The sequence below is a fragment of the Telmatocola sphagniphila genome, from assembly GCF_018398935.1.
In the GTDB taxonomy this organism is placed as follows: Bacteria; Planctomycetota; Planctomycetia; order Gemmatales; family Gemmataceae; genus Telmatocola; species Telmatocola sphagniphila.
Genome location: NZ_CP074694.1, coordinates 3,762,819 through 3,774,311 on the forward strand (window position 1 = coordinate 3,762,819; position 11,493 = coordinate 3,774,311).

The following is an 11,493-nucleotide window of genomic DNA, read 5'->3' on the forward strand; positions in this document are numbered from 1 at the left end:
TATTAATAGAAATCCGGTATGCGAGGATTCCTAACTGCCAGCAAAGAAAACTTTACTCTTCCTCCTTTCCCTCTTTTTTCTCCGGCGTCTCTTTATTCCGGCCCGATTGAATGAGAACCTTACGCAGTAGGAACTCAATCTGACCGTTCAGGCTACGCAAGTCGTCATCGGCCCAGCGCTGGACCGCTTCCAGCAAGGTGGGATCGATCCTCAGTAGAAAGGACTTACGCGCCAAGTGATTTATCCCTTAATGAAATTCACGATCGCACTAACCAGCCCCTCTGCCAGCGGCAGGGTCGGGTCGGTATAAGGCTTCATGTATAATTCTTCGTTCTTCACCAACTTGAGTACATGGGCCATTTTTTCAATGTGCACTCTTTTCGCTTTGGGATTGGCCTTCTGAAGTAAGAGCCCATGCTCCTCGGGCACCTGAATATCCCGACTGCCGCTGATGATCAGACAAGGACAAGTGAGTTTGGCAAAATCCTCGTCTGGCTTAATATTCATTTCGGAAATCAAATAAGGCTGTACCCCCTTATAAAAAAGTGACGCCAACTCCTTGGGAAAATCCTCAGTCTCCGTTCCCGCTTCGAGGCTGACGATGACCACCTCGGCCTTCTTGTACATTTCCTCGCTGAGCTTCGGCCTCAATTGCTCACGTAAAGTCGCCCCCATCGTCTTCCCGGGTCCGCAAAGCGAAATGAAACCATCGACCTTTTCTTTAAGCACAGCGCGGGCTCCAATGAGTGAGCCCTCGGAATGTCCAATAAAATAGACTTTCGAAAATCTTTTATCCTTCCTCAACAACCTGATCCAGGCTACCGCATCCTCCTCATAACCATTGACACCGAAGGTTTTGAGTTGTTCCACCGTTAGAGCCTCTCTGCTCTCCCCGACACCCCGCTTATCGATGCGAACCGAAGCAATCCCCTGCTTGGCCAATTCCTGCCCCAGCATTTTGTAACAATTCGATTGCAGGAGCTTACCGGAATTGCCGTCCTTATCGGTCGGCCCAGAACCGGCATGAATGATCGCCACGGGAAAGGGGCCCGAACCTTCCGGGAGATCCAATGCGGCGACCAACTTGCCTTTTTCTTGAGGAATCTCCAATTTGATCGAATCAGACGCCGAAGCCGAGCCCGCGAAAAGCAGCAAAACCATAATCGCTCGCATCGATCGCTCCCGAAGAGAGGAAGTGAGCCGGTCACCCAGAGCGACCGGCTCAATAAAGTATTAGCTGTAGATAGTACCCGTGTTGACCACTGGCTGAACGGTACTGTGGCTGCAGAGAACGACCAGCAGATTACTGACCATGGCGGCCCGACGTTCCGCATCCAAATCTACAAGATTCTTTTTCTGCAATTCCTCAAGCGCCATCTCCACCATACCCACGGCGTTATGCACGATAATCTGGCGAGCGGCCACTATCGCAGTGGCCTGCTGTCGCTGGAGCATCGCGGCGGCGATCTCCGCGGAATACGCCAAGTGACTAATTCTCGCATCGAGAATCTCCAAGCCTGCATTATTTAACCGGTCGTGCAGATCGCTCTTAAGCTCCTCGGCGATCTCCTGCGTATGCCCGCGTAAACTCCGCTCATCGCCGTGCGGATCATAGGAGTAACGACTGGCCAGGTTTCGCAAAGCGGCCTCGCTCTGCAACTGTACGAATTCCTTGTAATTCTTGACCGCGAACACCGCCTCCGCGGGCCGAACCACCTTCCAGACCACAATCGCAGCAATCTCGATGGGAGTGCCTTCTCGATCGTTAACCTTGGACGGCTGACGTTTCTGAGAGGCCGGGGTAATCAATTTTCCCATGTTGTCGCGCTGTTCGGGTACCGACAACTGCCCGGTTTCAAATGTATCCATCCGCTGCGAAACTCGAGTCGTGAAGTAAAACGGGTTTCCCCAGAACAAACCCACATCGGTCATCGTTCCCATGTATCTGCCGAACAATTGGACGACTTTCGTCTCATTGGGACTCACAATTACGAATCCGAAGGGTACTAATAGCCAGACAAGCCCCGTCAGGATTGCCAGCGGGACAAAAACGGGCCATTTCTCCGTTTGAGCTCCCAACACAATCCACGACGTAAAAATCCCGGGAATCACCAGGATGTAGAGAAGAATTCCCACCACACCCGGCAGCAGACGTAGCGGACGATCCACCATGGCATAGCCTCCGATAGTTAGATATCGATATGATATCACTTTAATATCACATCTCAAGGAGAATTTCGAAAACTGTGGCCGGGAATTTGAAAAAGTGTGACTTTGTTTCTTTCGTCTGTTCGAAAACGCTTTCCGCGCTCGTCGTGAAGATGAGGGAAATTCTCGGAAAGAGTTTCTTGAGTCTGAGTGCATGTACTGGTAGACTTTTTTGAAGCAACGATGAAAGACCTTCCCGTCGGGCTCTCCCTCCCCCCGGCTTACTTGCTCTTTTTGGAACTGAATACGCATGTCGAACGTCACGGTTTCCGACTCCGATACAGAACTTCTGACTCAATTGCGGGATGCTCACAAGCTGCTGCGAAAAGAAATGTCCAAGGTAATCGTTGGACAGGAACAGGTGGTCGATCAGCTGCTGATGGCGATCTTCTGTCGTTCGCACGCCCTCCTGATGGGGGTACCGGGGCTGGCTAAAACCCTGATGGTCAGCACACTCTCGCAATGCCTCGACCTCAGTTTCAAGCGCATTCAATTCACTCCCGACCTGATGCCTTCCGACATCACCGGTACCGAAGTGATTCAGGACGACCCGGCCACCAAACAGCGCATGTTCAAGTTTCTTCCAGGTCCAATCTTCGCCAATATTGTGCTGGCGGACGAAATCAACCGTACTCCTCCCAAAACTCAAGCGGCCCTGCTCGAGGCGATGCAGGAACGCAAAGCTTCCATCGGCGGCATCGATCATCCGATGCGAAATCCGTTCTTCGTGCTGGCAACTCAGAATCCGATCGAACAGGAAGGGACCTATCCACTTCCCGAAGCCCAGCTCGACCGCTTTTTGTTCCTGATCAAAGTCGATTATCCGACCGATGCCGAGGAAGAGTTGATCATGCGGCAGGGAACCATGGAAACGAAGGAACGGATTACTCCCGTTTTGAATGCCGACGAGATCATCAAGCTGCAACAAGTGGTCCGACGGGTTCCCGTGTCCGATCTGGTCTATCAGTTCGCCAAGCGTCTGACGCGACTTTCGCGACCGGGCACACCGGAAGCGGCCGATTTTGTGAATAAGTGGCTCACCTGGGGAGCTGGCCCGCGAGCCTCGATGAACCTCATCCTGGCGGCCAAGGCCCACGCCATTCTACGCGGCAGCAACCATGTGGCGGGGGATGATGTGGTGGCCGTGGCGACTCCGATTTTAAGGCACCGGATTATTCCGAACTTCGCGGCCCAAAGTGAAGGAGTCACGCCGGAGGAAGTGATCAAGCAGTTAGTGAAGCAAGCGGCGAAAGCGTTCGCGGCTTAGGCAATAAGCCAAGTAATTTAGATTAACCACAGAGAACACCGAGAGCACTGAGAGGTTCTCGAGAGTAGGAAGGGTTAGAGCCGGTATATGTCGCCCATTGAAAATGATCCAATCACGGAAGCCGTGATTGGAGCTGCTATTGAAGTACATAAGCTGCTTGGTCCGGGTTTGTTGGAATCTCTCTACCAGAAAGCCTTGTGCAGAGAATTAATGTTGCGGGGTATCCCGCATCGATCCAAAGTCGCCATCGGGGTAGAATACAAAGGTGCTTGGATAGGTAATGATCTAGAGATCGATTTACTGGTTACGAATGAATTAATCGTAGAGATTAAATCGGTTGAAAAACTTCAACCAGTGCACGAAGCGCAACTGATCACTTACCTCAAGCTGGCGGATTTGCATAAGGGCTTACTAATTAACTTCAATGAAAAGTTGCTCAAGAACGGATTGCGAAGACGATTGTACGGAGAACCCAAGTTGCGTACCGAAGACTCTCCTCCTGCTTGGTTTCGTGAATAACTCCTCAGTGCTCTCTGTGTTCTCTGTGGTTAAAGTAACAACTGATGCCAAAGCTTTTACAACCTGACATACTGGCCCGGGCGGAAGCGCTCGGCCTATCCGCACGGAATATCGTGGAGGGGCTTCGAGTCGGCGACCACAAGTCCCCCTATCGCGGCTTCTCCGTCGAGTTCGTCCAGCACCGCGAGTACGTACCCGGCGACGATATCCGTCACATCGACTGGAAAAGCTACGGCCGCAGCGAACGCTACACCATCAAGCAATACGAACAGGAAACCAACTTCCTCGGCCATATCTTGCTGGATGGCTCCAAGTCGATGCTCTACGGCGAAGGCGAACAGAATAAGCTCGAATACGGCAAACTGCTGGCCGCTTCAATCGCCTATCTGATTCTCAAACAACGCGACAGCGCCAGCCTGAATATTTTCGATTCCAAATGGCGTGCTCAACTGCCCCCCAGCAGCAACATGTACCATTTGAACGCCATTTTGCATACCCTCGAAAGTGCCAAGCCGCAGGAGAAATCGAGTACCGGCCCGCTCCTGGAAGAGATTGCCGAACGGCTGCGCCGACGCGGGCTGGTATTCCTGATGTCGGACGTCTTCGATGACATCGAACCGTTCATGAAGGGGCTCAAACACCTGCGCTTTCTCGGCCACGATGTCACGCTGTTTCACATCGTCCATCCCGATGAAGTCAGCTTCCCCTTCACCGGGAATGTGAAATTTGAAGGACTGGAAGAAATTGAAGAATACAAGACGCGTCCCCACCTGATTCGCGAAGCCTACCTGCGAGTCTTTGGCAGCTATCTGGAAGAACTTCAACGAAACTGCGAGATGTATCGGGTCGATTATGTGCGGTGCGATACATCCAAACCGGTTAAAAATGTGCTGGCGGAGTACTTGATCCGACGGTTACAGCAGGGCAGGAAGTAGTGGCTAACGAATCATGACATTTTTGGCTCCATGGATGCTTTTGGGTGCGGTAGCGGCCAGCGTGCCGATCATTCTGCACTTTTTCTACAAAGCTCGGTACCGGCCGCAGCCCTGGGCCGCGATGCGCTTTCTGAAACTGTCCCTGGAACAGACCAGCCGACGGTTGCGTTTCCAGGAACTCCTGCTGCTCTTTCTCCGCATTCTGGTCTTGATTCTCCTCGCCATTGCACTGGCTCGACCGACTCAAAGACTCATTTCCCAGGGCATGGCCACTAGTGAATCGGTCGATGAGATCCTAATTTTGGATGTCTCGGGAAGCATGCAAGCTCGGGAGGGAACCAAGACTCGCTTCGAAATGGAGAAAGAAGCCGCGATCAAACTGATCGACGCTTTACCCGCCGGTAGTACGGTGCGAGTCATCACCTGCGGCGAACGAGCCAAATTCATTGGACCGATCTCTCCTTCCAATCTCGATCAGGCGAAAGAACTGATCAAGCGAATTGAGCCTACCGGTCAGGCGACCGACTTTGCTGTCGGCCTCAAAGAAGCCCAATCGCTGCTTCGCCAGATTTACGGCAACAACAAAGAAGTGATTCTGCTTTCGGACATGCAGCGGCTCGGCTTCGAACACCAGTCGGAGCAGGTCAAACAGCTTTCGACTCAGATTTCCCAGGAAGGGAATCTCTACTTCCTGAAAGTCGGCGAAAAGCCGATCTCCAATGCCGCCATCGTGGATATCGTTCCTCAGTTCGGGATACCGCACGCCGGCGCTCGCATTCCCTTCCAGATCACTGTTCGCAATACGGGATACGCAGCCATTCCCAAAATGTCGTTGCGGCTGGAAGTCGATGGCAAAGCGGCCGAGGGGGAAGAACGGACGATTGAATCGCTGGCCCCGGGCGAAATGCGACCGGTCACCGCTTCTGTCAAATTCGACAAACCGGGTTGGAAAGCGGTTACCGCGAAAATCCTCAGCGACGATCTGGATATCGACAACCGCCTGGACCGCGTCATCAAAGTGCGAGAGCGATTGCGGGTGCTTATTGTCGACGGCTCACCGAACGATCGCGAACCGGAAAAGAGTGCCAGCTACTATCTAGGCCATGCGCTCAGTGCCGCCGGACAGGAAGGTACCAAGGGAGCCTTACAGATTCGCATCGTTAAACCGGAAGAGGCTTCTCCTCGCATACTGGATCTCTTTGACGTCTGTATCCTTTCAAACGTCTCGGCCAGCGGCGTGCTCTATTCGAATGGTTTTCTACCCGCTCTCAAACCGTTTCTCAACGAAGGTAAAGGGCTGATCATTGGCGTCGGCGACAAGGTCGAGCCGAGTGCTTATACCAGCACTTTCGGTCCGGGTCAGGGTCTGGATCTGCTGCCGGGCAAGTTCACCGAGATTGATCAGACACCCATGAAAGACAATAAGCCGGAGCCGTTTCGGTTTGCACCCGCGAGCTTCGAGCAGAATTCCTTTGTGGGAATTTTCCAGAAGCCTCCCTTCGACCAGATTGGCAATGCCCTGATTCGCAAACGCGTCCATATTGATCCGGCCAGCGTGCAAGGCCAGGTTCTCGCCCGCTACAGCGACGATGTCCCGGCCATAGTGGCCCGAACTATTGGTGCCGGGGAAATCCTCTGGATCACCACCAGTCTCGATTCCTCCTGGTCGACCTGGGCTCCCGGCCGGCCACCGGAGGAAATGACCTTCCTGCCCTTCATGATCAAGGCTCTCACCCACCTGGCCAACCGAGGCGTCAACCCGTTCAACCGAACCTGCGGCGAGCCGTTGGAATTCTTCACCGATGAACAGATTCGCACGTACGATTTGCTGAGGCCGGATAATAAAAGAGAGCGATTAGGGAACGCGCTCGAGCCGAATGTGGATCGCAAAGGGGCCAAGCCGAAAATCGTCTATACGGATACTGATTTACCCGGCACCTACACGATTTATGGGCCGAACAACCGGGTCGAGGCGGTGTTTGCGGTAGCTTACGACCCGCGTGAGACGGATAATCTGGAACCCATGAAGCTCGATGAGATTGAAAAATTGCTCGGTTTCACTCCCAAGTTTGTGAATGTGGATGGCAAGATCGCCGATCGCATAAATGCGACCCGAAGCGAATCGGAATGGACCATCCCGCTGTTAGTCGCCCTGCTGTTTCTGGCATTCGGTGAATTTCTCCTGGCCTGGTTTTGTGGAAGGTCCTGGTGAATTTGAACGCTTCGATCTTATTGTCTGACGTGATCTTCCGATCCAGCTTTCCGCGTTGGATGGCGATGATCTTGTTTGTACTCGCGGTGGCTGGAACCATCTGGTTTTATCACCGCGAGGCGATCAAGCTCACTCCGGTCCGCCGCTGGCAGCTAATCGCTCTGCGGATTTTCACCTTCAGCCTGATTCTGTTTCTGATCCTTAAACCGGTTTTGAACGCTGAGTTCAGCGAGAAAAAATCGAAGCCCATCTGGCTGCTTTTGGACAACACCGGCAGCATGACCTCCAAGGACACGCGGCTGAATCCCAACGATCAGAGCCGGGTGGCCATCGCCTACGATAAAGTGAAACCCAATACTCCCTTGAACTCGGCCGGCAGCTTCGGCGAACTCAGCGAGCCCAAACCAACTCGGCTCGATCTGGTGAAGGCCGTGCTGAACAATCCGCGACTGAATCTCATCAAGGAACTCGAGGAAAAAGGCCCCCTCCAGGGTTACCTGTTAGGGCTGCGCTCTCGCGGCGTCGATGTAGATGACACCAAGGCTCTCCCTCAGGTGCTCAATGGTACGGAAAACCGGACTTCGCTGCTCGAAGTCATTCACGATCTGCTCAAACTGGATGACAGTGACTTACCAGCCGCCATTGTGGTGATGTCCGATGGCCGGGATAACAGCAGCACCATCAGCTGGAGCGACCTCGCCGCGGAATGTAAAAGCCGCGGTGTGCCGCTGCATATCTACGGTGTCGGCGTTACCGGCAACGGCTTCCTCCAGATTCGAGAAGCGTCGGTTCCGGAAACCCAGTTTGTGGAAGATACGGTCACCGTGCCGGTTCGCTGGCGCTGCGAAGATCTCAGGGACGGCGAAGTCGATTTATCACTTCGGCTGAATGATCGCATCGTGGCCAGTAAACGCGTGCGCATCAAACCCGGTTTAGATCAGTTCGACAACCTGAACTGGGTGCCGGAGAAAAAAGACACGAGTCCTGGCAAGCAGGAGATGACTGTCACGGCCTCGGTCGTGGGTCGGGAAGATCTGCTCAAGGATCTGGTAAAAAAATCGGTTCGGATCGTTGACCGCAAGATCAAGCTCCTGTTCATCGAGCAGACGCCGCGCTGGGAATTCAAATTTATTCAGCGTGCCCTGCTCCGGGATCGTCGCGTGGAATCGACCTTCCTGCTGGTCGAAGGCGATCCGAAGGCGATGGAAGCGGGTATGCCCTTCCTGAAAGATTTTCCGGCCACCCGTAAGGAACTGTTCGCCTACGACATGCTGATAATCGGCGATGTGAACGAACGCTTCTTCACCAAAGAACAGCAGGAATGGATCAAGGATTTTGTTTCCGAAGGCGGCGGTCTGGTTATGATTGCCGGCCGCAAGTTCGCACCGGCCAGTTACGACAAAACTCCATTGTCGGAAGTGTTGCCTGTGGAGTTTCGACCCATCAATTTCCCGGCCGAAGAAACCAACCCGCCCGAAGAATATCAACCGAAAATATCGGACACTGGCGAACGCAACGGCCTGCTGGCGCTGGCCGACACGGTGGAAGAGAATGCCCGCATCTGGAAATCTCTGCCCGGCTGGTACTGGTATTATCCGATCACCAAGCTGAAGCCGGGGGCGATCTCGTTGCTGCAGCATCCCAAGGCGAAGTTACCCAACGAAGACCGCCCCATGCCGCTGCTGGCCGCACATTACTTCGGTAAAGGGCTGGTGCTTTTCTGCGGCTTCGAGGAAAGCTGGCGCTGGCGTCTCAACGAAGAAGACAAATACTTCGGGAGATTCTGGGGCCAGGTGATTTATCAGGTTGGCCTGCCCCACTCGATGGGTTCCAAGGCCGCGCAGATTCAACTCGAACAGGGGGAAACGGAAGTAGGCAAGCCGACCCGGGTGTTTGCCCGGCTCTTCAATGCCGACTACCGCCCGCTGACATCGGAAAAGATCAAGGCGAAGATTGAAAGGCTCGACGCCGGCCCCAACGAACCGAAATCGCAGGAAATCATTCTGGAATCGGTTCCCAACCAACCGGGAGAGTACATCACGACCCTGCCCAACGAAAAAGTCGGGAAGTATCAACTGCGGATCACCGATGGGCTGGCTGAACCGGCCACCCTCGATTTCCGGGTCAGCCTGCCAACCGATCACGAAATGGCCCCCGGCGGAATGAACGAAGACGCTTTACGGGAACTGGCCACTTCCAGTGGCGGCGCGTTCTACCGGGAAGAAGATTTGCATACCTTGACTGGCAAGATTCAGGACCAATCGGTGACTTTCTACCGGAGACGCGAGGTGCTTCTCTGGAATCGCTGGCTGCTGGGGCTGGTCGTGGTCTTCTTCACGGCGGAGTGGCTCCTTCGCAAATACAGCAATATGAGTTGATAACGGCACCTACGGACCGATGACCCTATGCTAACGCTGGTACCACCCAAATCGTCGATCGCCGCCATCGCTTCGCTACAGAAGCGGGAATGGTTGCGTAATGTCGTCTGGGGAATCGTCCGCTGGCTGGCGGTGATCGTGCTCGCTGCGCTGGTCGCCATGATCATTGACTATCGCGTCGACAAGTATCGGGATACCCCGATGTTTCTGAGGGGGCTGCTGATACTGATTCAGATCGGCCTGGCGCTCTTCTTTGCCCGAAAATGGATTCTAAAGCCCTTTCTTAATCCTCCGGCAGAGGTTCTGGTTGCCCGCCGGATCGAAACCGAACTGCCCGAATACGGCCATCGCCTCGTCACGTCGATTCAGCTGACGAAAAAGACCGCCAATCGGGCCGGGATGTCCGAAAAGTTGATAGCCGATCTGACGCAGGAAGCCGAGGGCATCACTTCGAAGAAGGATCTCTCAAATCTGGTTCAAGGACAGAAATACGAATATTCCTTTGGTATGTTTCTCGTTCCCGCATTATTGATCTTCCTGTTCGTGGGCCTGCTGGGAACCAAGCTCAGCGGAATTCTGCTGGGCCGTCAGTTTTTGCTCAACACAGAGATTCCTCACGATGTGCAACTGCTGAACCGCACGGCCGAACTCTGGCCCTCCGGTGAAGAAGTGACTCTGACCTATGAGGCGGAAGGGCCTTTGAAACCGGAGAATGAAGGGGAAGTTCGCGTCAAAGTAGGCAATCTGGGAGGAGATGACTATCCTTTGAAATTTGCCCGCCAGGAAGGAGACAAGTTCTTTTTCCAGTCGGTAATCCCGCCTGGTACGCAGGACTTTTCGCACCGCGCCTGGTTGCGCGGTGGCCGATCCAAAGATTTTGGCCAGGTTCGCTACGAACCCCGACCCGTGATTTCGCGCATCGATGCCTGGGTTCAGGTTCCCGAGTACGTGGGACTGAAACCGGATGGTACTCCCTACGAGAACTATATGCCCCAACAGGGAGAAATTGTTTGTTTGGGGGGATCGAAGGTACGCATCGAAATCGAAATTTCCAAAGCCATCAAGGAAGGTCAGTTACATCTGCTCAGCGGCAAGGAAGAAAAGAAAGAAGTCCGGTTACGCTCAATACCCCTGATTATCGAAGGACCGGATTCCAACATCGCCCGCTGCGTTTTTCAGGTCGATCCGCAAGCCACGGCTTATGAGTTGGAAGTGACCGATACTTTCGGATTCCGCAACAGTATTTTCCCCAAGCGGACGATCCGCATACTGCCCGATAGCCCGCCCCAGGTCGATTTGCTTCCCGAGCGTTTTGCCGGTCTGGGAGACGTAATTAGTGCCGATACCGAAGTCGATGGCATGCCCTTACCGCTCGGCAAACCGATGCGTATCGACTACAAGTGTTCTTCCATATTGGGTTTAAGTCGGGCCCGGGTTGTTTATCGGATCAACGAAGATCCATGGAACTATTTGCCCTTAAACGAAGTCAAACAGTCATCGGATACGGGCCCTTGGGATTTTGCACGCCATAGTTTTCAAAAGGTGGCCTACCAGAAGCAAAAATTAGGCGATCAGGTGGAATTTCACGCGATCCCCTCGGCTCAACCCGACTTGAAACCCTCCCGGCTCGAAGGGGTGGGTTCTTTTACTTTCCAGACCAAGACTCTGAAAAAGAAGAAGGATGGAAAGCTGGTGGATCTGGAAATCGGCGACCGGATCGAACTGTACATCGAAGTTTTTGACCTCAACCCGGCCGCCAATCGCGAACCGGGAAAATCGGAAGTGCGGGCCAAGGATATCGTCACCGAAGATAAATTCATGGAATGGGTTTTTTCGACCCTGCAAAGCGAGAGCAAACTTCGCGACCTGGAAAAACGTCAACGAGGCGTTTTCGGTCAGGACAAGTGAGAAAACTCTCATTTGTGTCGGGATTTCGGAACGAGTTCTCGTTTATCACTTGCGTTGGTTTTAACC

The 11,493-nt window shown here is 53.6% G+C and carries 9 protein-coding genes; 6 read left to right on the top strand and 3 right to left on the bottom strand.

Translation table 11 applies throughout. The annotated features are described in order from the left end of the window. Positions 1-52: 52 nt before the first annotated feature. The 3 genes from KIH39_RS14900 to KIH39_RS14910 are packed head-to-tail and all read right to left on the bottom strand — an operon-like array spanning position 53 to position 2,172. A complete protein-coding gene (locus tag KIH39_RS14900; protein ID WP_246539310.1) occupies positions 53-235 on the bottom strand; it encodes a hypothetical protein in 183 nt (60 codons plus the stop codon). Positions 236-240: 5 nt separating this feature from the next. Beyond that, complete coding sequence (locus KIH39_RS14905) at positions 241-1,173, bottom strand: alpha/beta hydrolase (protein ID WP_213494026.1); 933 nt, start codon at positions 1,171-1,173, stop codon at positions 241-243. Positions 1,174-1,233: 60 nt separating this feature from the next. Next, entirely contained in the window at positions 1,234-2,172 is a 939-nt protein-coding gene (locus tag KIH39_RS14910; RefSeq protein WP_213494027.1) for an SPFH domain-containing protein, read from the bottom strand. Positions 2,173-2,458: 286 nt separating this feature from the next. On the opposite strand from KIH39_RS14910, the gene KIH39_RS14915 reads away from it, so the two are divergent. The 6 genes from KIH39_RS14915 to KIH39_RS14940 all read left to right on the top strand — a co-directional run bounded on the left by KIH39_RS14915 (position 2,459) and on the right by KIH39_RS14940 (position 11,427). Next, positions 2,459-3,475, top strand: a complete 1,017-nt coding sequence (locus KIH39_RS14915; RefSeq protein WP_213494028.1) for an AAA family ATPase — start codon at positions 2,459-2,461, stop codon at positions 3,473-3,475. Positions 3,476-3,562: 87 nt separating this feature from the next. Further along, the gene (locus KIH39_RS14920) at positions 3,563-3,994 is read left to right on the top strand and encodes a GxxExxY protein (RefSeq protein ID WP_213494029.1); all 432 of its coding nucleotides are present in this window, start codon (positions 3,563-3,565) and stop codon (positions 3,992-3,994) included. A gap of 44 nt (positions 3,995-4,038) precedes the next feature. Next, positions 4,039-4,929, top strand: a complete 891-nt coding sequence (locus KIH39_RS14925) for a DUF58 domain-containing protein (protein ID WP_213494030.1) — start codon at positions 4,039-4,041, stop codon at positions 4,927-4,929. Positions 4,930-4,942: 13 nt separating this feature from the next. Next, positions 4,943-7,141, top strand: coding sequence for a VWA domain-containing protein (locus KIH39_RS14930; RefSeq protein WP_213494031.1), 2,199 nt, complete (start codon positions 4,943-4,945; stop codon positions 7,139-7,141). After that, complete coding sequence (locus tag KIH39_RS14935) at positions 7,138-9,519, top strand: hypothetical protein (RefSeq protein ID WP_213494032.1); 2,382 nt, start codon at positions 7,138-7,140, stop codon at positions 9,517-9,519. The genes KIH39_RS14930 and KIH39_RS14935 overlap by 4 nt, the downstream gene beginning before the upstream one ends. Positions 9,520-9,546: 27 nt before the next feature. Next, positions 9,547-11,427: a hypothetical protein gene (locus tag KIH39_RS14940; RefSeq protein WP_213494033.1), complete on the top strand. Its 1,881-nt coding sequence runs from the start codon at positions 9,547-9,549 to the stop codon at positions 11,425-11,427. The last annotated feature ends 66 nt before the right edge of the window (positions 11,428-11,493 follow it).